24 protein-coding genes are annotated in these 24,904 nt (G+C 60.6%); 7 read left to right on the top strand and 17 right to left on the bottom strand.

The features are described 5' to 3' along the window. Nucleotides 1-29: 29 nt before the first annotated feature. The 11 genes from KP701_RS09020 to KP701_RS08970 form a co-directional block, all read right to left on the bottom strand. On the bottom strand, nucleotides 30-509 hold the full coding sequence (locus tag KP701_RS09020) for a type II toxin-antitoxin system RatA family toxin (protein ID WP_062458993.1): 480 nt from the start codon (nucleotides 507-509) through the stop codon (nucleotides 30-32). Beyond that, nucleotides 509-1,477 carry a lipoyl synthase gene (gene lipA, locus KP701_RS09015; protein WP_215746889.1) on the bottom strand — a complete coding sequence of 323 codons (969 nt, stop codon included), beginning with the start codon at nucleotides 1,475-1,477 and terminating at the stop codon, nucleotides 509-511. The genes KP701_RS09020 and lipA overlap by 1 nt, the downstream gene beginning before the upstream one ends. A gap of 5 nt (nucleotides 1,478-1,482) precedes the next feature. Then, on the bottom strand, nucleotides 1,483-2,889 hold the full coding sequence (gene lpdA / locus KP701_RS09010) for a dihydrolipoyl dehydrogenase (RefSeq protein WP_215746888.1): 1,407 nt from the start codon (nucleotides 2,887-2,889) through the stop codon (nucleotides 1,483-1,485). A gap of 3 nt (nucleotides 2,890-2,892) precedes the next feature. Further along, nucleotides 2,893-4,122 carry a pyruvate dehydrogenase complex dihydrolipoamide acetyltransferase gene (locus KP701_RS09005; protein WP_215746887.1) on the bottom strand — a complete coding sequence of 410 codons (1,230 nt, stop codon included), beginning with the start codon at nucleotides 4,120-4,122 and terminating at the stop codon, nucleotides 2,893-2,895. A 5-nt stretch (nucleotides 4,123-4,127) separates the two neighbouring features. Further along, on the bottom strand, nucleotides 4,128-5,495 hold the full coding sequence (locus KP701_RS09000; protein ID WP_215746886.1) for a pyruvate dehydrogenase complex E1 component subunit beta: 1,368 nt from the start codon (nucleotides 5,493-5,495) through the stop codon (nucleotides 4,128-4,130). Nucleotides 5,496-5,498: 3 nt separating this feature from the next. Further along, the gene (gene pdhA / locus KP701_RS08995) at nucleotides 5,499-6,503 is read right to left on the bottom strand and encodes a pyruvate dehydrogenase (acetyl-transferring) E1 component subunit alpha (RefSeq protein ID WP_215746885.1); all 1,005 of its coding nucleotides are present in this window, start codon (nucleotides 6,501-6,503) and stop codon (nucleotides 5,499-5,501) included. A gap of 153 nt (nucleotides 6,504-6,656) precedes the next feature. Beyond that, complete coding sequence (gene trpC, locus KP701_RS08990) at nucleotides 6,657-7,583, bottom strand: indole-3-glycerol phosphate synthase TrpC (RefSeq protein ID WP_215746884.1); 927 nt, start codon at nucleotides 7,581-7,583, stop codon at nucleotides 6,657-6,659. Then, on the bottom strand, nucleotides 7,580-8,671 hold the full coding sequence (gene trpD, locus KP701_RS08985; RefSeq protein WP_215746883.1) for an anthranilate phosphoribosyltransferase: 1,092 nt from the start codon (nucleotides 8,669-8,671) through the stop codon (nucleotides 7,580-7,582). The genes trpC and trpD overlap by 4 nt, the downstream gene beginning before the upstream one ends. Further along, nucleotides 8,668-9,264: an aminodeoxychorismate/anthranilate synthase component II gene (locus tag KP701_RS08980; protein ID WP_215746882.1), complete on the bottom strand. Its 597-nt coding sequence runs from the start codon at nucleotides 9,262-9,264 to the stop codon at nucleotides 8,668-8,670. Before KP701_RS08980 ends, trpD begins: the two co-directional genes overlap by 4 nt. Nucleotides 9,265-9,322: 58 nt before the next feature. Next, complete coding sequence (gene trpE, locus KP701_RS08975) at nucleotides 9,323-10,735, bottom strand: anthranilate synthase component I (protein WP_215746881.1); 1,413 nt, start codon at nucleotides 10,733-10,735, stop codon at nucleotides 9,323-9,325. Then, the gene (locus KP701_RS08970) at nucleotides 10,735-12,672 is read right to left on the bottom strand and encodes a peptidyl-prolyl cis-trans isomerase (protein ID WP_215746880.1); all 1,938 of its coding nucleotides are present in this window, start codon (nucleotides 12,670-12,672) and stop codon (nucleotides 10,735-10,737) included. Before KP701_RS08970 ends, trpE begins: the two co-directional genes overlap by 1 nt. A gap of 200 nt (nucleotides 12,673-12,872) precedes the next feature. Here KP701_RS08970 and tpiA point away from each other — a divergent pair, with 200 nt between their 5' ends. The 4 genes from tpiA (at nucleotide 12,873) to kdsA (ending at nucleotide 16,564) form a co-directional block, all read left to right on the top strand. Further along, nucleotides 12,873-13,673, top strand: coding sequence for a triose-phosphate isomerase (tpiA, locus tag KP701_RS08965; RefSeq protein WP_215746879.1), 801 nt, complete (start codon nucleotides 12,873-12,875; stop codon nucleotides 13,671-13,673). Continuing rightward, entirely contained in the window at nucleotides 13,670-14,008 is a 339-nt protein-coding gene (gene secG, locus KP701_RS08960; RefSeq protein WP_215746878.1) for a preprotein translocase subunit SecG, read from the top strand. Before tpiA ends, secG begins: the two co-directional genes overlap by 4 nt. A 103-nt stretch (nucleotides 14,009-14,111) precedes the next feature. Then, nucleotides 14,112-15,743: a CTP synthase gene (locus KP701_RS08955; RefSeq protein WP_215746877.1), complete on the top strand. Its 1,632-nt coding sequence runs from the start codon at nucleotides 14,112-14,114 to the stop codon at nucleotides 15,741-15,743. Continuing rightward, nucleotides 15,740-16,564, top strand: coding sequence for a 3-deoxy-8-phosphooctulonate synthase (kdsA, locus tag KP701_RS08950; protein WP_215746876.1), 825 nt, complete (start codon nucleotides 15,740-15,742; stop codon nucleotides 16,562-16,564). The genes KP701_RS08955 and kdsA overlap by 4 nt, the downstream gene beginning before the upstream one ends. Here the strand turns inward: kdsA and KP701_RS08945 are convergent. Next, nucleotides 16,561-17,037, bottom strand: a complete 477-nt coding sequence (locus KP701_RS08945; protein ID WP_225198052.1) for a DUF3429 domain-containing protein — start codon at nucleotides 17,035-17,037, stop codon at nucleotides 16,561-16,563. The genes kdsA and KP701_RS08945 overlap by 4 nt on opposite strands. Nucleotides 17,038-17,154: 117 nt before the next feature. Between KP701_RS08945 and eno the strand changes: the two genes are divergently transcribed. After that, entirely contained in the window at nucleotides 17,155-18,435 is a 1,281-nt protein-coding gene (eno, locus tag KP701_RS08940) for a phosphopyruvate hydratase (protein ID WP_215746874.1), read from the top strand. A gap of 141 nt (nucleotides 18,436-18,576) precedes the next feature. After that, on the top strand, nucleotides 18,577-18,906 hold the full coding sequence (locus tag KP701_RS08935) for a septum formation initiator family protein (RefSeq protein WP_099286734.1): 330 nt from the start codon (nucleotides 18,577-18,579) through the stop codon (nucleotides 18,904-18,906). Between the two features lie 83 nt (nucleotides 18,907-18,989). Here KP701_RS08935 and rpmG read toward each other — a convergent pair whose 3' ends face one another. Then, nucleotides 18,990-19,157, bottom strand: a complete 168-nt coding sequence (gene rpmG, locus KP701_RS08930; protein WP_011253780.1) for a 50S ribosomal protein L33 — start codon at nucleotides 19,155-19,157, stop codon at nucleotides 18,990-18,992. 305 nt (nucleotides 19,158-19,462) lie between these two features. Between rpmG and lexA the strand changes: the two genes are divergently transcribed. Then, complete coding sequence (gene lexA / locus KP701_RS08925) at nucleotides 19,463-20,179, top strand: transcriptional repressor LexA (RefSeq protein ID WP_215746914.1); 717 nt, start codon at nucleotides 19,463-19,465, stop codon at nucleotides 20,177-20,179. A 46-nt stretch (nucleotides 20,180-20,225) separates the two neighbouring features. On the opposite strand, the gene KP701_RS08920 is transcribed toward lexA, so the two are convergent. The 4 genes from KP701_RS08920 to KP701_RS08905 form a co-directional block, all read right to left on the bottom strand. After that, nucleotides 20,226-20,831, bottom strand: coding sequence for a hypothetical protein (locus tag KP701_RS08920; protein WP_215746873.1), 606 nt, complete (start codon nucleotides 20,829-20,831; stop codon nucleotides 20,226-20,228). A gap of 102 nt (nucleotides 20,832-20,933) precedes the next feature. Continuing rightward, nucleotides 20,934-21,536: a CDP-diacylglycerol--glycerol-3-phosphate 3-phosphatidyltransferase gene (gene pgsA, locus KP701_RS08915; RefSeq protein ID WP_024716896.1), complete on the bottom strand. Its 603-nt coding sequence runs from the start codon at nucleotides 21,534-21,536 to the stop codon at nucleotides 20,934-20,936. 90 nt (nucleotides 21,537-21,626) lie between these two features. Beyond that, nucleotides 21,627-23,564 carry an excinuclease ABC subunit UvrC gene (gene uvrC, locus KP701_RS08910; protein ID WP_215746872.1) on the bottom strand — a complete coding sequence of 646 codons (1,938 nt, stop codon included), beginning with the start codon at nucleotides 23,562-23,564 and terminating at the stop codon, nucleotides 21,627-21,629. Nucleotides 23,565-23,877: 313 nt separating this feature from the next. Next, nucleotides 23,878-24,885 (bottom strand): dipeptidase, encoded by a 1,008-nt coding sequence (locus KP701_RS08905; RefSeq protein ID WP_215746871.1) that lies wholly within the window; start codon nucleotides 24,883-24,885, stop codon nucleotides 23,878-23,880. Nucleotides 24,886-24,904 lie beyond the last annotated feature (19 nt).

Genomic DNA, 24,904 nt, shown 5'->3' with positions numbered 1-24,904 from the left:
CCGAATGGTTCTGGAAATAATACGAAATTTTATGTCCTTTGGGAAAGGCCCGGTGCCGGGGGGACCGCTTTCGTCGCCTGCGTGCCGTAAATGTCCCGTGCCCGCTTGATGAAGGCGGAGACCATCAGGCGCACGCCCTCATTGAACACGACACCCATCGCATTCTGCAGAAGGCGCGAACGGAACTCGAAATCCACGAAGAAATCGACCAGACAGCCCCGCGGATCCGGCGTGAACGTCCAGACATTATTCAGGTAACGGAAAGGCCCCTTCTCGTAGCGCACCCGGATACGCGAAGGCCGCTCCAGCGTCACGCGGCTGGTGAAGGTCTCGCGGAACGGGCCGAACCCGATCGTCAGATCCGCCACAAGCTCCTGTTCCGTCTGGGTCCGGATGCTTGCCTTCACACACCAGGGAAGGAACTGCGGATATTTCTCAACATCTGCCACAAGATCGAAAAGCTGGTCCGGCGTGTAGGCGATCAACCGTTGCTCGGCATGTGTCGGCATCAGAGACTTTCTTTCAGACGGCTGTTCCGCGCAGCCTGAAGCTTCGCGAAATCACTGTCCGCATGGTAGGAGGACCGGGTCAGAGGACTGGCACTGACCTGAAGAAATCCTTTTGAACGGGCAGCAGCAGCATAGCCGTCAAACTCGTCGGGGGTAACAAACTTTTCCACCGCCGCATGTTTCGCGGACGGCTGGAGATACTGTCCAAGCGTCAGGAAATCGACGTCCGCGATCCGGAAATCATCCATCACCTGAGCCACTTCCATCCGCTCCTCGCCAAGCCCAAGCATCAGGCCGGACTTGGTAAAAATGGAAGGATCGAGTTTCTTTACTCCGTCCAGGAGACGGACTGACTGATAGTAACGCGCACCCGGCCTGATGGTGGGGTAAAGGCGGGGTACGGTCTCGATATTGTGATTGAAAACGTCCGGCCGAGCCGCCACCACGACCTCCAGCGCGCCATCCTTGCGCAGGAAATCAGGCGTCAGAATCTCGATCGTGGTCTGCGGAGAGGTCTCGCGGATCGCATGGATGACCCGCGCGAAATGCTTCGCCCCCCCGTCTTCCAGATCGTCACGGTCCACCGAAGTGATGACGACATGCTTGAGCCCGAGCTTCGCCACTGCTTCCCCGACCCGCCGTGGCTCGTCCTCATCGAGATGCTTCGGTAGTCCGGTCGTGACATTGCAGAATGCGCAGGCCCGGGTGCAGATCTCGCCCATGATCATCATCGTGGCATGACGCTGCGACCAGCATTCCCCGATATTGGGGCATGCCGCTTCCTCGCAGACCGTCACCAGCCCGGCATCCCGCATGAGCGCACGGGTCTCGTGATAGACGGGATGGTTCGGCGCCTTGACCCGGATCCAGGACGGCTTGCGCTGGATCGGGTTGTCGGGCCGGTGCGCCTTCTCCGGATGACGGAGGGCAGGCGCTGAACGGTGATCGATGGTGATGCGCTGGGACATGGTGCTCAGATATGCAGCGGGCCGTCGAAGGCCGCCAGAGTTGCCTCATGCATGGTTTCGGAAATGGTCGGATGCGGAAAGACCGTTTCGATCAGCTCCGCTTCCGTCAGTTCACCCGTGCGCGTGATGACATAGCCCTGGATCATTTCCGTGACTTCCGCGCCGATCATGTGGGCGCCAAGAAGCTCACCGCTCGTGGCATCGAATACGGTCTTGACCATGCCGTCCGTCTCACCCATCGCCACGGCCTTGCCGTTGGCAATGAACGGGAAGCGCCCGACCTTGACCTTGTGGCCGGTAGCGATGGCTTTCTCTTCACTCAGCCCGACAGAGGCAATCTGCGGACGCGAATAGGTGCAGCCCGGGATATTCAGCGGATGAAGCGGCTGCGGCGAACGACCTGCAATCTTCTCCACGCACAGAATACCCTCATGACTCGCCTTGTGGGCCAGCCACGGAGCACCCGCAACGTCGCCGATCGCATAGATGCCCGGTTCGCCGGTGCGGCAGAAGCCGTCCGTCACGATATGAGTCCGCTCGACCTGCACCCTGGTGCCTTCAAGTCCCAGATCCTCGACATTACCGACGATGCCGACGGCGCAGATCACGCGGTCCACCGTCAACTCGACCTTACCCGCCGGACTTTCGATCGTCGTGGAGACTTCGTTTTCACCCTTATTCAGCGGTCCGACTTTCGCGCTGGTGACGATCTTCATCCCCTGCTTTTCGAAAGCCTTGCGGGCAGCGGCGCTGATTTCCGGATCCTCGGCAATTAGGATCCGATCCGCCACTTCGGCAATCGTGACCTCGCTGCCCATGTTCCGGTAGAACGACGCAAATTCGATGCCGATGGCGCCCGATCCGATGACGAGGAGCCGCTTGGGCAGCTCTTTCGGCGTCATGGCCTCGCGTGCGCCCCAGATCAGATTACCATCCGTTTCCAGACCCGGAAGTTGGCGGCCGCGTGCGCCTGTCGCCAGAATGACGTGCGGTGCCTTGATGGTTGCGACGGTAGTGCCGTCTTTGGTGATGGCAACCTGATGCGCCTCACCCGAACGGCCGGCCAGCTTTGCACGGCCATCAAAAGTCGTGACCTTGGCCTTCTTCAGCAGATGCGCAATTCCGCCGCCCATCCGCCGTGCAATGCTGCGCGAACGCCCTACGATTTTGGACAGGTCGAACGAGATATTGTCGGCAGAAAGACCGAACGTCCCCAGTTCATGCAGCAGATGGTGGATTTCCGAAGACCGCAGAAGCGCCTTGGTCGGAATGCAGCCCCAGTTGAGGCATACCCCGCCGAAATGCGTGCTTTCCACGATCGCCACGCTCATGCCGAGCTGGCTGGCGCGAAGGGCCGCCACATAGCCGCCGGGGCCGCCGCCAACAACAATCAGATCGAATGTATCGGACATGGTTCAGACCACCAGAGTGTAAGGGTTCTGCACAATATCGCGCAGTGCGTTAAGCCATTCGGCACCAAGAGCACCATCGACGGCGCGGTGATCGACCGACAGCGTCGCCGTCATCACGGTTGCAACCGCGATCTCCGATCCGCGCACCACGGCCCGCTTTTCGCCCGATGCAATCGCCAGGATACCGGCCTGTGGCGGATTGATGATCGCCGCGAATTCGCGCACGCCGAACATGCCCATATTGGAAATGGAGAACGTCCCGCCCTGGAATTCCTCGGGCTTGAGCTTTCCGGCACGGGCGCGCTTGGCCAGATCCTTGGCTTCGACGCTGATCTGGCGCAGGGACTTGCGATCGGCGTTGCGGATGATCGGCGTGATCAGGCCATCCGGAACCGATACGGCCATCGAGATGTCCACATTTTCAAAATGCAGCGTCTCGGCATCCGTGAACTGCACGTTCACACCCGGCACCTTTTTCAGCGCCAGTGCAACGGCCTTGATCATCATGTCGTTGACGGAAATCTTGAAGCTGTTTTCCTGCGCTGTGGCATTCAGCTTCGAACGCAGTTCCAGCAGTGCATCCAGCTCGATATCGACCGAGACATAGAAATGCGGAACCTGCGTCTTGGACTCCGTCAGACGTCGCGCAATGACCTTGCGCATCGTGGAGTTCGGAACGCGCCGGACAGTCTCTTCCGAAGCCGCAGGGGGTGCCGCCGACGGAGATGCTTTCGGCGCAGTCTTCGGAGCCGTCACACCCTTTTCCACATCACGCTTGAGAATACGACCGTTCGGACCGCTTCCCGTCAGCGCATCAAGGGCAATGCCCCGCTCCCGCGCCATGCGGCGGGCCAGCGGAGAGACGAAAATCCGTTCGCCCTTCCCTTCTACCGGAGCTTTTGCAGGCGCTGTTCCCGTCGATACGGCCGAAGCGGCCTCAACTTTCGGGGCCGCTGGAGCCTGCGTGGAAGAGGCTTCCGGCACAGCCTCACCCTCTTCCACGAGAACCGCGATCGGCGTGTTAACCGGGATGCCCTCTGCGCCTTCCTGGATCAGGATGCGGCCAAGAATGCCCTCGTCCACGGCTTCAACTTCCATGGTCGCCTTGTCGGTCTCGATTTCGGCAATCACGTCGCCAGCGGAGATGGTATCGCCCTCGGCTTTGAGCCAGCGAGCCAGTTTGCCCTCGGTCATGGTCGGCGACAGCGCCGGCATCAGAATATCGGTAGCCATCGTTGTCAGTCCCGCAGCTGCTTGCGAACGGCATCCACAACCCATTCGGGTTTCGGAAGCGCCAGTTTTTCGAGATTGGCCGCATAGGGCATCGGCAGGTCGAGCCCGCAGACACGTGCCGGCGGAGCATCGAGCCAGTCAAAGGCCTGTTCGACGGCCACGGTGCAGATTTCCGCACCAATACCCGCTACCGGCCAGCCTTCCTCGACGGAGACAATCCGGTTCGTCTTCTTCACGCTGCGCACGATCGTCTCGGTATCCAGCGGCCGGATCGAGCGCAGATTGATGACTTCGGCCGAGATGCCTTCATCCGCCAGGATCGCCGCAGCTTCCAGCGCCACGCCGACCATGATGGAGAACGCCACCAGCGTCACATCCGTCCCTTCCCGCTCGATCTTCGCGCGACCGATCGGCAGGATGAAATCCTCATCCACCGGGCACGGGAATTTCTGACCGTACAGGATCTCGTTTTCCAGCACGATGACCGGGTTCGGATCACGGATGGCCGCGCGCAGCAGCCCCTTCGCGTCCGCGGCCGACCAGGGAGCAACGACCTTCAGGCCCGGAATATGGGCATACCAGCTCGCGAAACACTGCGAATGCTGGGCACCCACGCGGGCGGCCGCACCGTTCGGTCCGCGGAACACGATGGAACAACCCATCTGGCCGCCGGACATATACAGCGTCTTGGCAGCGGAATTAATAATATGATCAATGGCCTGAAGCGAGAAGTTCATGGTCATGAACTCTACGATCGGCTTCAGACCCGTCAGGGCCGCCCCCACGGCCATGCCGGTAAAGCCATGTTCGGTGATCGGCGTATCAATGACGCGCTTTTCGCCAAACTCTTCCAGCAGACCCTGGCTGATCTTGTAGGCGCCTTGATACTGCGCCACTTCCTCACCGATCAGGAACACGTCCTCGTCACGACGCAGCTCAGCCGCCATGGCATCACGCAGCGCCTGACGCACGGTGATCTCGCTGGTCTCGCCCCAGTCGCGATCATCTTCGGCCTGCGCCACTGCCGGCGCTTCGGTGATGGCCGGATCGGACGGTGTTTCGATGGCGACAGGCGCACCGACTGCCGGATCGGAAGAGCGCACGACGTTATCGGCCGCAGAGGCGTCCTCGCCTTCCGCCAGAAGCACGGCGATCGGTGTGTTGACCGCGATGTTCTGCGTGCCTTCGTCCACCAGCGTCTTGCCGATCACGCCCTCGTCCACGGCTTCGACTTCCATCGTCGCCTTGTCGGTTTCGATCTCGGCAATCACGTCACCGGCCGCAACGGTGTCACCGGCCTTCCTGACCCAGCGGGCCAGCGTACCTTCGGTCATGGTCGGCGAGAGAGCCGGCATCAGAATCAGAGATGCCATGGATCAGGCCTCCACCAGAATGTCGGTCCAGAGTTCGGACACATCCGGCTCCGGGCTTGTCTGCGCAAATTCGGTCGCGTCCGCCACGATGGCCTTCACGTCCGTCTCAATGTCCTTGAAGACACTCTCCTCAATGCCGCTGCGCAGCATTTCGGCCTTCAGCATCTCGATCGGATCGCGCGTGCGACGCATCTCCTCGACTTCCGCACGCTGGCGATACTTTGCGGGATCCGACATGGAGTGCCCGCGATAGCGATAGGTTTCCATCTCAAGCAGGAACGGCCCCTTGCCCGAGCGGCAGTATTCCATGGCTTCCTGCGCTGCTTCGTGGACGGCAAAAATATCCATGCCGTCCACCTTGCGGCTGGCAATGCCCCAAGGCTCGCCATTGCGTGACAGATCCTTGGAGGCCGAAGCGCGCTCGATGGACGTGCCCATGCCATAGCGGTTGTTCTCGATCACATAGATGCAGGGCAGCTTGTGCAGGGCAGCGAGATTGAAGCTCTCATAGACCTGTCCCTGAGCCGACGCGCCCTCGCCAAAATACACGATCGAGACCTCGTCCGTACCGCGATACTTGTTTGCGAACGCCAGCCCCGTGCCGAGTGCCACCTGTGCGCCGACGATACCATGGCCGCCATAGAACTCCTTTTCACGGGAGAACATGTGCATGGAACCGCCCTTGCCGTGCGAATATCCGCCGGAGCGGCCCGTCAGTTCCGCCATGACACCACGCGGCGTCATGCCCGCGACGAGCATCTGCCCATGGTCGCGATAGGACGTGATGGACTTGTCGCCCTGCTTCATGTTGAGCCCGATCCCGACCACAACGGCTTCCTGCCCGATATAGAGATGGCAGAAGCCGCCGATCAGACCCATGCCGTAAAGCTGGCCAGCCTTTTCCTCAAAGCGCCGGACAAGAAGCATGTCTCTGTAAGCGCGCTTCATGGTCTCCGGCGAAAGGGCCGGACCGTTGCTCCGGCCTGAAGCGGACGGTGTCTCGTCCATGACGGTCTCCTGATGGAAATGCACAAAATCCTGCATGCTCTTAGCGGTACAACCCGCCAAAAGCCAGACCACGCCCCCGCTTTCGCGGAAGTCCCGGCCTGCTGGATGTGCTGTGGAAAAACGGATCAGACCGCCCCGAAGGGCGGTCTGGGATCATACGAAACCGAGCAGACGGCGTGCGGCCACGCCGGGGTCAGGCTCACGCAGCAGGCTCTCGCCCACCAGAACCGCGCTTGCTCCTACCGCTCCGACCTTCATCATGTCGTCCTGCGTCCGGATGCCGCTTTCGGAGACAACCAGACGATCAGGCGGCACAAGCGGCGCAAGGTCGATCGTCGTCTGGATGTCGGTCTTCAGTGTCCGCAGGTTACGGTTGTTGATCCCGATCAGGAACGTATCCAAGGCCAGGGCCCGGTTCAGTTCGGCCTCGTCATGGACTTCCAGAAGGACGTCCATGTCCAGTCCGCGTGCAATCGCGATCAGTTCGGCAGCCTGTGTTTCCGTCAGGATCGCCATGATCAGCAGGATGCAGTCTGCCCCGATCAGGCGGCTCTCATGAACCTGCCAGGGGTCCAGAATGAAGTCCTTGCGCAGGATCGGCAAACTGCATGTCTCACGCACGGCCCGGATATCGTCCGTGCTGCCGTGAAAGCACGAGCCTTCCGTCAGAACCGAAAGGCAGGTGGCGCCGGCAGCCTGGTATTCCTGCGCGATCTCGACCGGATTGTAGTCGGGACGCAGGATACCGGCTGATGGAGACGCCTTCTTGATCTCGGCAATCAGTCCGACCTGACGATCAGCTGTGAGATGCTGGAGTGCCTGACCGAAGCCGCGTGTCGGGACCGTGACTTCCCGGGCGCGTGCCGTGATCTCCTTGAGGGACATGATCTGTGAGCGCTGCTCGATGTCCACGCGGGTGCGGGCGCAGATCCGGGCCAGAACGTCGCTGCGGTCAGCCGCCGTTTCCGCTTCGGGATCCTTGATGGGTGGGGTCGTCGTTTCCGGAATTTCCGGGTCCGGGAACTGTTCCGTTCCCTCAGGCGAATATGTCATCGCCGGTCGATGGTACATGAATGTCATGATCGTCCTGCGTCTTTGGGGGCAATGGAATGAGCTGACATGCGCGCAGCCTCGAGCGCGGCACGGGCAAGACCCCGATCAATGGAATCTGCCGCCATTCCTACATTGCGACGGAAAGCCGGAACGTCAATTGCTCCGGCCTTCACGATATCGCCGCGCCCTGCCACATGCAGGGCCGCAGCGGCGTTGAGAAGAACCGTATCCCGGTAGGCGCCACCCGCGCCATCCAGCAGGGCAAGCAACGCGGCCGCATTGGTCTGCGCGTCTCCGCCCCGGATGGCTGAAATCGGGGCGGCAGCCAGTCCGGCCATGTCCGGTTCGATCCCGAATGAAAAAAGGGTGTCGTCCTGCCAGGCCGAAACCTGGGAGGGGCCAGCAAGCGTAAGCTCGTCGCTTCCCCCTTCTTCGGTCGAGCCATGCACGACCCAGACCGACAGACTGCCGAGTGCGCCAAGCGCCCGCGCCACCGGCTCGCACCAGCGCCCGTCAAACACGCCGATCAGCTGATGGCGGACCTGAGCGGGGTTGCATAGCGGCCCGAGCAGATTGAACAGGGTACGGAAACCCAGTGCCTTGCGAACAGGCGCCGCATGCCGCATCGCAGGATGATGCTGGGGGGCTGCCAGAAAGACCAGTCCGTCTTCGCGCAGCCGACGGCCCTGCAGAGCCAGATCATCGGTCGGCGGAATGCCCAGAACTTCGAGAACATCCGTCGCACCCGTAGCAGATGAGAGTGCGCGGTTGCCATGCTTGGCTACGGGAACACCAAGTCCCGCCAGTACGAAGGCGACGGCTGTGGAGACATTCAGTGTCTTCAGGCCGTCGCCGCCTGTTCCGCACACATCAATCGCCCCGGCTGGCACATCCGGCAGAACCGTCATGTGATGACGGACTGCCTGAACGGCTCCGGTCAGTTCGGCAAAGGTTTCACCACGCAGTTTCAGCGCGGTCAGGAAAGCGGCAAGCTGAACGGGATCGACCTCGCCGACCATGATGGCGTGAAAAGCTGTTTCCGCCTCATGACTGTCGAGGTGCCGTCCCAGGGCCGCCTTGTGCAGAAGGGACGTAAAATCCGCGCTCACAGTCATGCGGCCTGTGAGGTAAGGGTCGAAATACCGGCAATTTTCAGGAAATTGGCCAGCAATTCGCGTCCTGCAACAGATGCGATGCTTTCGGGATGGAACTGGACGCCATGCACGGGATAATCGCGGTGACGCACGCCCATGATGACCCCGTCTTCCGTGCGGGCATTGACCATGAGCATTTCGGGAATGCTGTCCGGTGCCAGCGTCAGGCTGTGATAGCGCACCACATCCACTGGATCAGGCAGTCCGGCAAAGACGCCTGTCCCGTCATGATGCACCGCGCTGATCTTGCCATGCATCGGCACAGGTGCGCGCACGACGTCTGCCCCGAAGACCTGCCCGATTGCCTGATGGCCAAGACACACACCGAATACCGGCACCTTTCCTGCAGCAGCACGGATCAGATCACAGCAGATGCCGGCTTCGGCCGGGGCGCCCGGGCCCGGGGAGATCACGATGGCAGACGGCTTGAGCGCCAGAGCCTCGTCGACACTCAGCGCATCATTGCGCCGCACATCACACTCAACTCCAAGCGCGCCCAGATGGTGGACGATGTTGAATGTGAAGCTGTCGTAATTGTCGATGAGAAGGATCATGGCAACAGAATGACGCCCGTGTCTGTTTTCGTCAAATACATCGCGCTTCAAGGCTCCGTCAGGCTTTCACGGCAGTTGCTACGGCGATTTCCGCCGCCCGGAACAGCGCACGGGCCTTCGCCTGCGTCTCGCGGAACTCGGCGTTCGGATCGCTGTCTGCCACGACGCCGCAGCCCGCCTGCACATACATGTTCCCATCCTTGAGAACGGCCATGCGCAGCCCGATGCAGGTGTCCATTTCCCCGTCTGCCCCGAAATACCCGACGCAACCCGAATAGGGCCCGCGCCGCGTCGGTTCGAGCTCGTCAATGATTTCCATGGCGCGGATCTTGGGGGCGCCCGTCAGGGTCCCGGCCGGGAAAGCTGCGACAAGTGCATCCATCGCCGTTTTGCCGTCCTTGATACGGCCGGTCACGGTCGAGGAAATATGCATGACGTGGCTATAGCGCTCGACGACGAACTTCTCCGGAACCTCGACGGTCCCAAGCTGTGAGACGCGCCCGACATCGTTTCGGCCCAGATCGATCAGCATCAGATGCTCGGCCAGTTCCTTGCGGTCGGCCAGAAGCTCTTTTTCCAGAGCCAGATCTTCTTCGCGGTCCGCTCCGCGCGGACGTGTGCCCGCCAGCGGACGCACCGTGACCTCGCCGTTGCGCAGTCGCACGAGGATTTCCGGAGAAGAGCCGACCAGAGCGTAATCCTCAAGCTCCATCACGAACAGGAACGGCGCCGGATTGACGCGGCGCAGGCTGCGATAGAGCGAGAGCGGCGACAGCGGGAATGGTGTCGTAAAGCGCTGGCTCGGCACGATCTGGAATGCATCGCCCGCAGCGATATAGTCCTGCGCCTTGCGGACGTGATCCTCGAACTGCTGCTGTGTCATGTTCGAGACCGGGGGCGCCAGTTCCGTGCCGGCCGGCAACGTCTCGCGCTCATCCCCTAGGGGGGCGGCCAGAGCGGCCCGTGCCTGATCGAGAAGCGCATGCGCCTCCGCATCCGTCGTCTCGCCGCGCACCGGCACGGCCAGCGTAAGCTCGTCCCGCACGGAATCGAAAACCGCGAAGAGGCGCGGACGGATCATGATCCCTTCCGGCAGCCCCAGATCGTTCACCGGAGCGTTCGGCAGACGCTCCATCTGGCGCACCATGTCGTAACCCAGTACGCCGAACACGCCGCCGATCATCGGCGGCATTCCGGCGGGAAGCTCCATCTGGCTCTCATCCACGATGGTCTTCAGTGTCTCGAGCGGCACGCCGTCAACGGGCTTGCCATCCTGCGTCACCTTCCCGTCCCGGCATTTCCAGACCAGATCCGGCAGAAGCGCGATCACGGAATAACGCCCGCGGGCTGCACCGCCTTCGACACTTTCGAACAGCAGCCGGTACGGATCGTCCGACAGTTTCGAGAGACGGAGAAAGGCTGAGACAGGCGTGAGAAGATCGGCGGCCTCGATGCTGTAGACAATACCCATTACTGCGCCCCGTTTCCTGCTGCAGGCGCAGCCGCGGTCACGACCTGATTATAGAGCGCCATGTTGATATGCGAGGGCGGAACCGCCTTTTCCATGGCGGCATTCAGTGCCACCGGAATATCGGAGCGCATGGACTGCAGATATTCGTCCGAAAGCTGGTTGCCCAGGCTTTTCATGTCCTCTGCCGAGGCCGGCTTGTCCTCCGTCACGTTGACCAGCCAGAACGCATCCGGTGATTCGAACATGCCGCTCGTTCCCGGCTTGAGGCCGAAGACACCGCGCAGGACATTCTGCGGCAGGCTCTGGTCCGGATGAACCCGCGACACGGCAACGTCCTGACGCAGGGCGGAGGCTTCGGCCTGTCCTTCAACAGCCTTGCGCAGCGTTCCCGCCTTGGCGGCATTGAACAGCGCGGTCGCCCGCAGATCCGCGGCATGGCGTTTCTGATCCGTCGTCCAGGCCTGCACGACCTGATCGCGCACGCTGTCGAACGGTTTGAGCGTACCGGGGTGCACTTCATCGACGAGCAGGGAGAACGCCGTGCCGTTCGGGCCATTGATGACGGTCGGCTGGGCATCCTTGGACTGCGTGAAGATCTGGTGGATGATCGCCTGGCGCAGGGCCGCGTCGCCCGGGATGGGCGCAGGCAGACCGTCCTGCGTCAGGCCATTGGAATCCAGCGTACCGGCTGCGGGAACGGCACCGAGATCGCTCGGGATCTGCTCCAGCGTCGAAGATCCGGCAACCGCATCCTGAAACTGTTTCTGGCGGGCCTGAAGGGCTTCTCCGGCCTCCTGGTTCTGGACCTGTGTTTTCAGACCATCTTTAGCCTGCTCGAACGTCGTCTTGTGAGGCGCGGTGATGGCCGTAATGTTGAAGACGACCCAGCCCATGCCGGTCTTTTCCGGCCCGGAGATGCGGTTGGAAGGAGCTGCGAATGCCGCCTTGGCGAGTTCGGGGTTCGGAATGTCGCTCTGACGTACGGACGGCAGGGACACCGCAGCAGCTTCGGGGAATTTCTTCTGGATATCATCCCAGGACGTTCCGCTCTTCCAGGCGGTCGCAGCCGCATCGGCCTTTGCCTGATCGGTGAAGGTCAGGACCTGAAGCGTCCGCGTCTCGGGCATGTCGAAGGTGCGGGCCTGAAAATCATACAGACGGTGCAGGACGTCATCGGGAACCTCGATCGTCTTTGCCACGCTGTCCGGCGTCATGACGACCATTTTCGCATGACGGTATTCCGTCGTGCGGAACATCTGCGGGTGGTTGTCATAGAAACGGTGAAGCTGGTCATCCGTCGGTGCAGCGGCAACGACACCGCTTGCAAACGGGATCTGAACCAGATCGAACACGCGCTGGCTCGCATCGAAGGACAGCATCCGGTCCGTCAGGGAAGACGGTGCGACAACAGACTGCCCCATGCCCTGCAGAAGGCCGCGTGAAGCGATATCCTCGCGGATGGCCTGAAGCAGCTTGCCTTCGGACAGTCCGATCCGCGTCAGACGGTCATTGAAAACGCTCCGGTCGAACTGTCCGGCGGCATTGTGAAACGCCGGAATGGCAAAGACTTCCTGCCGCACCAGATCATCGGGAACCATCATGCCCGCGCGGGTGGCGGCAAGCTGGGTCTCGTTCTGGATCACAAGGTTTTGAAGCGTCTGCCGTGCGATCTGCTCGACTTCGCCCTTGGGGAGCTTGGACGGGTCGGCAAGCCCGATCCGTCGGGCAACTTCGGGAAGCTGCGCCGAGAGCGCGCGGCTGAAATCATCCGGCGTGATGCTCCGATCGCCGACACGCACGATTTCGTTGGAGCTTGCCGTGCCCATGTTGGAATACACATCTCCCACACCCCAGCCGATAAAGGCCAGAAAGATCAGCAGCGCGGCGGCACGGCCGGCCCAGGAGTCAACAAAGAGGTGGCGGAGCGTGGTAATCATAGGGTCAGGGCAGATCCGGATGACGGGATGGTGCGGACACAAAAGGCCCGCTAGACTTGCCGCACCATAATGTCGTGAGAACGGCTTGACCAGAAGCAGACCGGAACGAGTGCTGCCTTGCGGCATTCAGCCGGTCGTAAACACTGAGCGCATACCGGAAACGCCGCCCTTCTTCAGGGCGTCATCATCAAGGAGGAAGAGTGCCCCCATCACCCAGGCTTGTCGTTGGAAACTGGAAGATGCACGGATTGCGGGAGCAGTCCGGCCGTCTGGCCCGTGCCGTCGCCGAAGGCGCGCAGTCCCTCCCCGATGACGTGCGGCTCGTCCTGTGCCCCCCCTTCACCCAACTCGCCAGCGTGCATGGCATTATCAATGCCGAAGGACCGTCCACGCCTCTGCGTCTTGGTGCGCAGGACTGTCACACGACGTCCTCCGGCCCCCATACCGGGGATATCTCGGCTGAAATGCTGGCTGATCTCGGTGTCCGCTACGTCATCCTCGGCCATTCCGAACGTCGTCAGGCCCATGGCGAAACCGATGTCCTGATTCGTCAGAAGGTCGAAGCCGCCGAAGCCGCGGGCCTCATCCCCATCGTCTGTATCGGCGAGACGATGCAGGAGCGCCTTGAAGGCCGGATGACCACCGTTCTGGCCACGCAGGTCGAGGGATCGCTGACCGACGGTTTTACCGGTATCCTGGCTTACGAGCCCGTCTGGGCCATCGGGAGTGGCACTGTTCCGCCGATTGACGAGCTTGAGAGAACCCTCTCTTTGCTGCACGGACTGTTGCAGTCCCGTCTCAAGACGGATGACATTCGCGTGCCGATCCTGTATGGCGGCTCCGTCACACCGGCTCAGGCGCCGACCATTTTTTCCATCGGGTCGCTTGGCGGGGTGCTGGTCGGCAGTGCCAGTCTGGAAGCAGAGAGCTTCCTGCGCATCGCTGAAGCGGCATCTTTCCGCCTGACGTCCCAACCATTGTCCGGACCCTATCGTTCATGACCACTCTTCTGCTTGCTCTCAACCTGCTGGTCACACTGGCGCTGATCGGGGTGATCCTGATCCAGCGCAGCGAAGGCGGCGGCCTCGGCATCGGAAGTGGCCAGGGCATGGGCTCTTTCATGAGCGGCCGCGGAACCGCAACGCTGCTGACGCGTGCCACGTCCGTTCTCGCCGGCATCTTCATGCTGCTGTGCCTCGTGCTGGCCGTCATGAACCGCGGCGCCTCCTCCGGCGTCGGCTCGCACGACATCCTGGCCGAGCCGCCTGCCGCCACCCAGACGACCACGACAACTCCGGCTGCCCCCGCCGCTCCGGCTCCCGCACCCGCTCACTGATCGGGCCTGAAAATCCCCGTTCAAACTTTTTAACGGGGATCTTTTCAACAGACGCGTCTCTCCGCTTCCCCTGCCCCATGTCGGCAGTGTATGAAGACCGCCCATGACGCGTTTCGTATTCATCACCGGCGGTGTGGTATCTTCTCTCGGCAAGGGTATCGCTTCAGCGGCCCTCGCTGCTCTCCTCCAGGCGCGCGGATACAAGGTCCGCATGCGCAAACTGGACCCCTATCTCAACGTGGATCCGGGCACCATGAGTCCGTACCAGCACGGTGAGGTGTTCATTACCGATGACGGGGCCGAAACCGACCTCGATCTCGGTCATTATGAACGCTTCACGGGCGTACACGCGTCACGTGCTGACAACACCACGACGGGACGGATCTATTCGGATGTGATCGCCCGCGAACGCCGCGGCGACTATCTGGGCGGGACCGTGCAGGTCATTCCCCACATCACGGACGCCATCAAGGACGTCGTGGTCACGGGTACCGACGACTATGATTTCGTTCTTGTGGAAATCGGCGGTACGGTCGGCGACATCGAGAGCCTGCCCTTCCTCGAAGCCATCCGTCAGCTCCGCAATGATCTCGGCCATGCCCAGACCATGTGCGTGCACCTGACCCTCCTGCCCTACATTCCGGCAGCCGGCGAACTCAAGACGAAGCCGACGCAGCATTCCGTCAAGGAACTGCAGAATGTCGGCATCCAGCCGCAGATGCTGCTGTGCCGTTCGGATCGTCCCATTCCGGACAACGAGCGTCAGAAGATCGCCAATTTCTGCAACGTCCGTTCGGAAGCCGTTATCGCGGCGCTTGACGTGGACACGATCTATGCCTGCCCCATTTCTTACCATAACGAGGGAATGGATCAGGAAGTCCTGCGCTATTTTGGCCTGCCCTATGACAGCAAGCCGGACCTCTCGCGCTGGGAAAAGATCGTCCATGCGATTCGCGAGCCCGAAGGCGAAGTCCGCGTGGCCATCGTCGGCAAGTACACGGCTCTGCTCGACAGCTACAAGTCTCTCGCCGAAGCCCTGCTGCATGGTGGCATCGCCAACCATGTAAAGGTGAAACTCGACTGGATCGAATCGGAAGAGTTCGAGAAGAACGGGAATATCGCCGAGCGCCTGAAGGATGCGGATGCCATCCTCGTTCCGGGCGGATTTGGTGAGCGCGGTGCGGAAGGCAAGATCCAGGCCGTCCGCTATGCCCGTGAGCACAACATTCCGTTCCTGGGTATCTGTTTCGGTATGCAGATGGCCGTGATCGAATGTGCCCGCTCGCTGGCTGGTCTGCCCAAGGCCTCCTCGACCGAGTTCGGCCCGACGGACGAGCCTCTGGTCGGCCTGATGACCGAATGGGCGCGCGGCAGTGAGCTGCTTCGCCGCCGCGAAGGTGGCGATCTGGGCGGTACAATGCGTCTGGGTGCCTACCCGGCCAAGCTGGTTCCGGGCTCCCGTGTGGCCGAGATCTACGGCCGCACGGAAATCCGTGAGCGCCATCGCCACCGCTGGGAAGTCAACGCTCACTACAAGGACCGTCTCGAGAAGACAGGCCTGCGGTTCTCCGGTCTCTCCCCTGACGGCGTACTGCCGGAAGTCGTTGAGTATCCGGATCACGCCTGGTTCGTGGCGGTGCAGTATCATCCGGAACTGCTCTCCAAGCCTTTCGACCCGCACCCGCTGTTTGCAGGATTCATCGCGGCGGCCGTCAAGGAGGCTCACAGCAAGTGAGCTTCCGGATCGGAGACCTCACGGTCGGCCAGAATCAGCCGTTTACGCTGATTGCTGGCCCCTGCCAGATCGAATCCCGCGAGCATGCACTGGAAATGGCCGACGCCATTTCCAGCCTGTGTCGTGAGCTGGGAATCGGCCTGATCTACAAAAGTAGCTTCGACAAGGCGAACCGCAGCTCGGTCAACGCCGCCCGGGGCGTGGGTATGGATGCCGGTCTGGACATTCTAGCCAGCATCCGGGAGCGATTCGGCGTTCCCGTCCTGACGGATGTGCATACTGCCGAGCAGTGCGAGCCTTCAGCGCAGGCGGTGGATGTTCTTCAGATTCCGGCCTTCCTGTGTCGCCAGACGGACCTGCTGCTGGCTGCGGGCAAAACCGGTCGCGCCATTAATATCAAGAAGGGCCAGTTCCTCGCACCGTGGGACATGGCAAATGTCGCAGCCAAGATCGCATCCACGGGCAATGAGCGCATCATGCTCTGCGACCGTGGTACGAGCTTCGGTTACAACACGCTTGTAAGCGACATGCGTGGACTGCCGATCATGGCGCAGACGGGCTACCCCGTCGTGTTCGACGCCACCCACTCGGTCCAGCAGCCGGGCGGCCTTGGGGCTTCCACCGGCGGTCAGCGCGAGTTCGTCGAGCCTCTGGCCCGCGCTGCTCTGTCCATCGGTGTGGCTGCCGTTTTCATCGAAACGCATCAGGACCCGGACCACGCGCCGAGCGATGGTCCGACTATGGTGCCGCTTAGTGAAATGCGTGGTCTTCTGACGCGCCTGAAAGCCTTCGACGCCCTCGCGAAGTCTTTTCTGGCCTAGGTGCCGGACGGCGCCAGAGCCGCCAGAAACAGACTCAGCACCGCAATAGCCGTCAGCCCTGTGCGAAGCGGCAGATAGCCTGGAGGAAGAGCGCCTTTTCTCCAGGCTTCCCGTTCCACAAGGAACGTCCCGACAAAGCCGATAATTTCCAGTCCAAAACCGGCGCGGACATGCCCAAGCACACCAACGCATAGCGACAGCCATGCCCACAGCGCAGGGCAGACGCCCAGAACAAGACGCTGACGGTCCCGCTGCGACGTCCCGCCGACAGTGATGATGTCTGGCCGTTCCATGGCCAGTCCCCAGTGTACGGCTCCCAGAAACGACAGGATGCAGGCCCCGTACGCCAGCAGAATGATCTTCAGATGCGGTAGGGGTGTGAACAGTCCGGCCAGGAAGATCCACCCGCCAAGTGTCATGAAGGGGATCAGTCCGGCAATGCCGAGCACGAAAACGGGAAAAGGAAGGCGCATGTCGTCGTTGACCTCAGGGCGTGATTTTGAGACTTGAAATAGCTGTTCCATTCCGAACGGTCACGAGCCACCCCCGGTTCATGCATATCGGTTCACGCATCTCCAGGAGAGCTTCCATTGAGCGCCATCGTTGATATCACCTCCCGCGAAATCCTGGACAGCCGCGGCAATCCCACCGTTGAGGTCGAGGTCGAGCTGTCCTCAGGTGCCCGCGGCCGCGCTGCTGTCCCGTCCGGTGCCTCTACAGGCGCCCATGAAGCCGTGGAGCTGCGCGATGGTGACAAGTCCCGCTACGGCGGCAAGGGCGTCCTGAAGGCCTGCAGTCACGTTGAAAACGACATCCTCGAAGTTCTCCAGGGCGCCGAATCGGAAGATCAGATCGCCATCGACAACGCGATGATCGATCTGGACGGGACCCCTAACAAATCCCGTCTGGGTGCAAATGCCATCCTCGGCGTCTCTCTGGCCGTCGCAAAGGCCACGGCCGAGGAACTGGAACTGCCGTTGTACCGCTATGTCGGTGGTGCCTATGCCCATCTCTTGCCTGTGCCGATGATGAACATCGTCAATGGCGGCGAGCATGCCGACAATCCGATCGACATCCAGGAATTCATGATCCAGCCGGTCGGTGCTCCGACAATTGCCGACGCGATCCGCATGGGGTCGGAAATCTTTGCGCGCCTGAAGAAGGGTCTGTCTGAAGCGGGCTATAACACCAATGTCGGCGATGAAGGCGGCTTCGCACCGAATCTGAAGTCTGCTGACGAAGCTCTTGGTTTTATTGCAAAATCCGTTGAATCTGCGGGCTACAAGCTTGGTGAGGATGTGACCTTCGCGCTCGACTGTGCTGCCACAGAGTTCTATGCGGACGGCCGCTACAACCTGAAGGGTGAAGGCAAGGAATTCGATGCTTCAAGCATGATTTCCTATCTCGAGGATCTGGCCAGCCGCTACCCGATCGTCTCCATCGAGGACGGTCTGGCCGAGGATGACTGGGAAGGCTGGGCGGAGCTTACGACCCGTCTGGGCAAGAAGCTCCAGCTTGTTGGCGACGACCTGTTCGTGACCAACCCCGAGCGTCTGCGCCGCGGCATCAAGGCCGGCACGGGTAATGCCCTGCTCGTAAAGGTCAATCAGATCGGCACGCTGACGGAGACGCTCGAAGCTGTCGAAACCGCGCACAAGGCTGGTTATGCCTGCGTCATGAGCCATCGTTCGGGTGAGACGGAAGATTCCGTGATTGCCGACCTCGCCGTCGCCACGAACTGTGGGCAGATCAAGACGGGTTCCCTCTCCCGCTCTGACCGCACGGCGAAGTACAATCAGCTCATCCGTATCGAGCAGCAGCTCGGCAGCGCGGCCCGTTATGCCGGCCGTAGCATTCTCAAGAACTCCTAAGATTCCACAACGGCCTCATCTCCTTCGGGAATGGGGCCTTTTTTTCAGGTCCGGACCTGAAACATCTCCACATCATTCATTGTCTGGTCACGATTGACTGATATAAACTGAGACAGTCCCTCAGAACGGAGTTTTCACGACGTGACACTGATCCGGCTCATCAAGCGTGGTGTCCGCGCCGTCGCTCCCCCAGCTTTCTTTCTGTCCCTGACGGCCTATTTCGGATGGAACGCCCTTCACGGCGCTCACGGTATTCACGCCTATCAGGAACAGACGCAGCTTCAGAAGGATGCCCTTCAGGCCAGGCAGGATGCCGACGACGAACAGAATGTCTGGCGTCGGCGTGTCGTTGCGCTCAAGGAAAAGGCGCTGGATGCCGATATGCTGGACGAGCGTGCCCGCGCCACGATGAACCTGACGCGCAGCGGTGATCTGGTTGTCCCCTACGGCCCTCACGACAAACTGTTCTGAGCAGCCGCCAGGAAATCCAGTCCTGCAGATACAAAAAAAGCGGCCCGAAGGCCGCTTTTTTCATAAAGACTGTCGAAACAGTCTTACTTGATCTTGGCTTCGCGGAACACGACGTGCTTGCGTGCAACCGGGTCGTACTTGCGCACTTCCATCTTTCCCGTAGCGGAACGGGCATTCTTCTTCGTGACGTAGAAGTAGCCGGTTTCGGCTGACGAAACGAGCCGGATCTGAATAACGTTGCTCTTTCCCATGATACCCTCGGGCTTTCGCCATACTGATGCCGCTCGAAGGTGTCGATGCAGCATGTTGATCTTTAGATTGGGCGCACCATGCTGATTTGTGGCCCGCAGGTCAAGGCCCTGACGCACAATTTCGGGGTTTTCCTGCGCTTTCAGAGACTTTCAGCCCGACGGAATCTTATCAGACCACTGCGTGAGCCTCTCTCTTTCGCTTGTGAGGCAACAGACAGGAACCTATAAGGAACAAATGCGGGATGGCTTTCATTCTGCACCTTGTTTTCCGACCTGCCTCCGCCGAGGCGCATGGGAGCGCCTGTATGCTGACCCGCAAGCAGCACCAGCTTTTGCTATATATCGACGACCATCTTCGCCGGACGGGATATTCTCCTTCTTTCGATGAAATGAAGGATGCTCTTGAGCTTCGCTCAAAGTCTGGCATTCATCGGCTGATTTCTGCTCTGGAAGAACGCGGCTTTCTGCGTCGTCACCATCATCGTGCCCGTGCGCTCGAAGTGCTGCGCTTGCCACACATGGGAACCGAGGCACCGGTCGCTACTGGCACGGGTACAGCGTTCGTCCCCGCCGTTCTCAACCAGGGGCAGACGGGCCTTCAGGGGGCGTTCTCAGAAGACAGCGTCGCCAATGACCGCCAGACTGTCAGCATCCCACTCTATGGACGCATTGCAGCCGGTCTTCCGATCGAGGCCATGCAGGATGATAGCGACAGGATTGACGTGCCGGTCTCGCTTCTGGGCACCGGCGAGCATTATGCCCTGACGGTTGCGGGTGATTCGATGATCGAAGCGGGCATTCTGGATGGCGATATCGCCATCATCCGGCGACGCGAGACTGCGGAAAATGGGCAGATCATCGTCGCCCTGATCGACGAGCAGGAAGTGACGCTCAAGAAGCTGCGTCGTCGCGGATCGATGATTGCGCTGGAAGCTGCCAACAGGGACTACGAAACCCGCATCTTCCCGGCGGAGCGCGTCCACATCCAGGGCCGTCTGGTCGCGCTTTTCCGGCAGTACTGAAAACCGGTGTGACTGCTGACGGCTTCAGGAGCCGTCAGAAATTCTGTTATTGCGGCGCAGCGGGTGTGCCGCGTACGACTTTCACGCTGCCATCCGGCGCAATCAGCGTGCTCGTGCCGTCACCATTCGGAATGACGATGGTCTTGCTTGGGTTTTTGTTCAGGAAACGGGTGGCGCTATCGGGGACCGAGGATGGCAGTGTCGGAATGATATGGCTGCGGTCCCGGCTCACGCCCTGATGGGTATCGGTGCTTTCGCCGACTGACATGCTCTGCCCCTGCATGAGCTGCTGGCCGGAAGCGCCCAGAGCGCCCTTGCTGCCAATGCCTCCCATGAAATTTTCGTCGAGTGCTGCGCCACCGAAATAGGTTGCGGGGTCGCCGAGGGCGTGACTGAACGTGCTGTTGGGGTTTTCGACGTCCTTGAGGGTCGGAAGGGGTTGTGGAGCCCCAGGCCAGATATTGCCACCCTCAGGAAAAATCGGTGTTTCAGCGTATTTTTCGCCACGTGCGCGGTGAATATTCTCACTGTCTCCGTGTGGACCATTGGGATTATCGAGCGCCGTCCACACCATGGTGTCACGGATATACTTGCCCATGCCTGAACAGCCGCTCAGAGCGAGAGGTAGTGCCAGCAGAGCGGCCTTCCGCATTTCTTACTCCCACAAGGTCAATAAATGACCTTTAGCGGTCCTTGTAACGGAGCGCCAGATGAAGACAGTCAAAGACACCCATAATTCTACCAGAGACTGGTATCAGAAGCTGATCTTGGATGACTTGCGGGATTGTCCCGCCATGATGCGGGCGAGTCCGGCAGTCAGATAACCCCAGCCGCTGATGACGGTCGGAATGACCGAGAACCAGAGGAGAATTCCGCCGATCAGGCTGGCGGGAAGGAAGGAGAGACCCAGCATTCCGGCCGCCCCGTCCCCACCGATCAGAAACCCGATCGCCACCATCTGGATTCCGGTTTTCCATTTCGCCAGGCGGGTGGAAGGGAGCGTTTCCCGCTGCGACGCCATGTACTCCCGAAGGCCACTGACCAGGATTTCCCGGACCATGATGATGATCCCGGCATAAAGTGAGAAAACCGGGAGGTGTGTCAGCCCCGCCAGAGCCAGTAGGAGCGACCCCACCAGCAGCTTGTCCGCAATCGGATCCATCATCCGGCCCAGCTCCGAAAGCTGGTGCCAGCGGCGTGCGAGCGCCCCGTCCAGATAGTCCGTGATGCACGCGGCAGTGTAGACCGCGCACGCAATCACGTTTGCGGTTGGCGAATGCACGGAGAGCAGCACGACCAGTACAGGAATGGACGCGATACGTAGCAGTGTCAGGATGTTTGGCAGATCTGTCAGCATCGCAGTCAGTCTAGAACAGTTTCCGTCTCTCCGGTATGCGCCAATCTGCCTGTAAAAGATGTATTTTTCGTGTAAATTCCGACGTGTGGCTTAATGGCTGCGATTATCGGCCGATGTCTTCTGGACCCATTCCGGATGAAAATGCCCGTAGATGGCGCTTGCCGTACTCGAGCTGATCCCCGGTGCGTTCTCAAGTTCCTCAAGGCTCGCCTGCCTGACGGATTTTGCCGAGCCGAAGTGGTTGAGCAGGGCTTTTTTCCGCGCCGCTCCGATTCCCGGAACGTGATCCAGCTCCGAACTGCGCAGTCCCTTGGAGCGTCCTGCCCGATGGGTCGTGATGGCGAATCTGTGCGCCTCGTCACGCAGCCGCTGCAGATAATACAGAACCGGATCCCGCGGTGGGAGCTGGAACGGCGGTTTCGTTTCCGTGAAGAACCACTCCCGCCCTGCATCACGATCCGGCCCCTTGGCGATGGCGACGATCGGGATTCCTGTCACGCCCAGATCAGCCAGAACGGCCCGTACTGCGTTAAATTGCCCGAGGCCGCCATCAATCAGCAACAGATCCGGCCAGTCTTCCGGTCGCTCTCCATTTTCAGGACGGTGTCCGAAACGCCGCTCCATGACCTCCCGCATCATGCCGAAATCATCGCCTGGCGTGACAGGTCCCTTGATGGCGTATTTGCGATAGGCGCGCTTGTTGAACCCTTCCGGGCCTCCCACGACCATCACGCCATAAGGCGCCTGCCCCATGATGTGCGAGTTATCATAGGTCTCGATCCGCTGGGGGATTTTCGGCAGGCCAAAGACTTCCGCCACACCTTCGAGCAGTTTGCGCTGCCCGGTATTCTCTGCCAGCTTCCGCTCCAGCGCCTCACGCGCATTCAGCGCCGCATGCTCGACAACGTCTTTCTTCTCGCCTCGTTGTGGTCTCAAAATCTCGACTTTCTGCCCCCGGCGGATGCTGAGTGCTTCCTCGACGAGCTTCAGTTCCGGCAGTTCGCAGTTCACGAGAATGGCAGGTGGCGGTGGCTTGTTGTCATAGAACTGGATCATGAATGCCGACAGCACGTCCGCTGCGGTCTCTTCTTCCGCGTGAGCCGGATAGAAGGCCCGGTTGCCATTATTGCGGCTGCCACGGATGAAGAAGACCTGGATGCAGCTCTGACCGGCTTCCTGCCAGATGGTCATGATGTCTGCGTCGTTGATCGAGGTCGGGTTGATTGTGCTCGAGCCCTGAATACTGGCAAAACCCCGAATCCTGTCCCGGATCGACGCGGCCCGCTCGTAGTTCATTTCCTGTGAGGCCTGCTCCATCTCGGCCACCAGACGCTGCTGCAGTTCCGTGCTGTGTCCGGACAGGAACTGCCGCGCCTCGCTGACCAGCTCGGCGTAATCCTCTTTGGAAATCCGGTCCACACAGGGCGCGGAGCAGCGCTTGATCTGGTACAGCAGGCAGGGGCGCGTTCTGCTGTTCAGGACCGCATCCGAGCAGGAACGTAGCAGAAAGCTGCGCTGCACCAGATTCAGCGTCTGATTGACCGCCCAGGCATTCGCGAACGGTCCCCAGTAGGTCGCACCCTTGACCGGCTTGCCACGCTGCTTGGTGATCTGGGGAAATTCATGGCTCTCGGTCAGCATCAGCCACGGATAGCTCTTGTCGTCGCGCAGCAGGATGTTGAAGCGGGGCTTCATCCGCTTGATGTAGTTGGCTTCCAGAAGCAGTGCGTCCGCTTCTGTCCGTGTGATGACGATTTCCATCGACACTGTCATCGACACCATACGCCGCAGTCGCTCCGGCAACTGGTTGATACGGGTATAGGAAGATACGCGCTTCTTCAGGCTCAGCGCCTTGCCGACATACAAAACCTCTCCCTTCTCGCTCAGCATGCGATACACGCCAGGGCTGTAGGGAATAGTCTTCAGGGCTTCGCGGATGGCCTCCGCGCCCTGCTTTTTTTCCGCAGGAACAAGGGGTTCACCCTGATCGGCAGGACGGTCGGAACTGTGCGGAGGAAGGTCGGTCATTCAGCTTCTTCAGTCATCCACTGAACCTGTGGAAAAGTCTGTGGGCTGCTCCGTGACAGAATCATGAAAGCCCCGGTTTGCCGGACCTGCCATCAGATTGCCCAATTTTTAATCATGTTTTGCAAGTCATTGAAAACACTTGCATCTTGCTTTCCAATCTTTCCCGTCAGCTTCGTTCTGCGGGACGGAAAGGACCGGGAAGCTCCCGAAGAACACCTGTTCCGATCATGGTGGACGAACTGGCTCCCTTTTCGCCGCCCATGATCATGTTCTGTTCTATCGGGCGACCACGAAAGCGTGTGAAGACCCGCTCTCAGACCTTCTCTGCAGCCCGTTCGGCCGTCTCCAGAAGACGCAGCATGTTACCACCCCAGATGGAAGAAATATCCGTGTCGCTGAATCCAGCCGCCTGGAGGGCCTGGGTCACGTTCGCGGTCTCGGTTGCGTCCTTCCAGCCCGGAATACCGCCCCCGCCATCGAAATCGGACGAAATGCCCACATGCTCTACCCCGATCCGATCCGCGATGTACGAGACATGTCGCACCAGATCCTCGACAGTGCCGCCCCCGCCTTTTTTCAGGAACGATCCCATGGCCGTCACCTGGATCAGCCCGCCCGTCTCTTTCAGGCGGTCAAGCTGCTCGTCATCCAGATTGCGCGGATGATCGCACAGGGCGCGGGCACAGGAATGGCTGGCGAAAACCGGCGTGATCGAGACTTCGGTGGCCTGCATCATGGTCGACTTCGCAGCATGCGACACATCGACCAGAACACCTGAGCGGTTCATCTTCGCGATCGTCTCACGTCCCAGATCCGACAGTCCGCCATGAAGCGTCTCGTTATCGGCAAGATCCTTGCGCGGAATGGCCGCATCCGCGAGCGCATTATGCCCGTTATGGGTCAAGGTCATGTAGCGCACGCCATACCGACGTGCGAGTTCAGCAATACGTTCCGGGCGCCCACCCAGACCGTGCCCGTTCTCGATCGCCGGAATGACGGCGAGCTCACCTGCCTTGTAGGCGGCCCGCACATCCGCAGCTGTGCGGCAGACACGTGCGCCCTGATCGCCTTGCCGTCCTTCAAGTCCGGCAATCACGTCAAGCATGCCCTGAACCCTCTCCCAGCCTTCAGCATGTCCTGCTTCGTCACGGGGGCCCTGTGGAATATACGCGGCCAGACACACGGCCCGCAGGCCACCCTTGCGAGTCTTGGGGACATTCACCTGTCTGGGTGTTTCTTCTGCCCAGGCGTCCTGCCGGTCCGGCCAGGGAATATCGATATGGGAATCAAGCGTCAGGAGTGTGTCGTGCAGATCAGTCATGGTCCGTTCTAGATCGGAC

The sequence above is a fragment of the Gluconobacter sp. P1C6_b genome, assembly GCF_018811945.1.
In the GTDB taxonomy this organism is placed as follows: domain Bacteria; phylum Pseudomonadota; class Alphaproteobacteria; order Acetobacterales; family Acetobacteraceae; genus Gluconobacter.
Note: the sequence above shows the minus strand (reverse complement) of the source record. Positions and strands in the feature narration are given on the sequence as shown.

Bases quoted from the DNA above. Each gene is read 5' to 3' on its own strand.
- KP701_RS09020 (WP_062458993.1), bottom strand. From the start codon at position 509: ATGCCGACACATGCCGAGCAACGGTTGATCGCCTACACGCCGGACCAG.
- lipA (WP_215746889.1), bottom strand. From the start codon at position 1,477: ATGTCCCAGCGCATCACCATCGATCACCGTTCAGCGCCTGCCCTCCGT.
- lpdA (WP_215746888.1), bottom strand. From the start codon at position 2,889: ATGTCCGATACATTCGATCTGATTGTTGTTGGCGGCGGCCCCGGCGGC.
- KP701_RS09005 (WP_215746887.1), bottom strand. From the start codon at position 4,122: ATGGCTACCGATATTCTGATGCCGGCGCTGTCGCCGACCATGACCGAG.
- KP701_RS09000 (WP_215746886.1), bottom strand. From the start codon at position 5,495: ATGGCATCTCTGATTCTGATGCCGGCTCTCTCGCCGACCATGACCGAA.
- pdhA (WP_215746885.1), bottom strand. From the start codon at position 6,503: ATGGACGAGACACCGTCCGCTTCAGGCCGGAGCAACGGTCCGGCCCTT.
- trpC (WP_215746884.1), bottom strand. From the start codon at position 7,583: ATGACATTCATGTACCATCGACCGGCGATGACATATTCGCCTGAGGGA.
- trpD (WP_215746883.1), bottom strand. From the start codon at position 8,671: ATGACTGTGAGCGCGGATTTTACGTCCCTTCTGCACAAGGCGGCCCTG.
- KP701_RS08980 (WP_215746882.1), bottom strand. From the start codon at position 9,264: ATGATCCTTCTCATCGACAATTACGACAGCTTCACATTCAACATCGTC.
- trpE (WP_215746881.1), bottom strand. From the start codon at position 10,735: ATGGGTATTGTCTACAGCATCGAGGCCGCCGATCTTCTCACGCCTGTC.
- KP701_RS08970 (WP_215746880.1), bottom strand. From the start codon at position 12,672: ATGATTACCACGCTCCGCCACCTCTTTGTTGACTCCTGGGCCGGCCGT.
- secG (WP_215746878.1), top strand. From the start codon at position 13,670: ATGACCACTCTTCTGCTTGCTCTCAACCTGCTGGTCACACTGGCGCTG.
- KP701_RS08955 (WP_215746877.1), top strand. From the start codon at position 14,112: ATGACGCGTTTCGTATTCATCACCGGCGGTGTGGTATCTTCTCTCGGC.
- KP701_RS08945 (WP_225198052.1), bottom strand. From the start codon at position 17,037: ATGCGCCTTCCTTTTCCCGTTTTCGTGCTCGGCATTGCCGGACTGATC.
- rpmG (WP_011253780.1), bottom strand. From the start codon at position 19,157: ATGGGAAAGAGCAACGTTATTCAGATCCGGCTCGTTTCGTCAGCCGAA.
- lexA (WP_215746914.1), top strand. From the start codon at position 19,463: ATGCTGACCCGCAAGCAGCACCAGCTTTTGCTATATATCGACGACCAT.
- KP701_RS08920 (WP_215746873.1), bottom strand. From the start codon at position 20,831: ATGCGGAAGGCCGCTCTGCTGGCACTACCTCTCGCTCTGAGCGGCTGT.
- pgsA (WP_024716896.1), bottom strand. From the start codon at position 21,536: ATGCTGACAGATCTGCCAAACATCCTGACACTGCTACGTATCGCGTCC.
- uvrC (WP_215746872.1), bottom strand. From the start codon at position 23,564: ATGACCGACCTTCCTCCGCACAGTTCCGACCGTCCTGCCGATCAGGGT.
- KP701_RS08905 (WP_215746871.1), bottom strand. From the start codon at position 24,885: ATGACTGATCTGCACGACACACTCCTGACGCTTGATTCCCATATCGAT.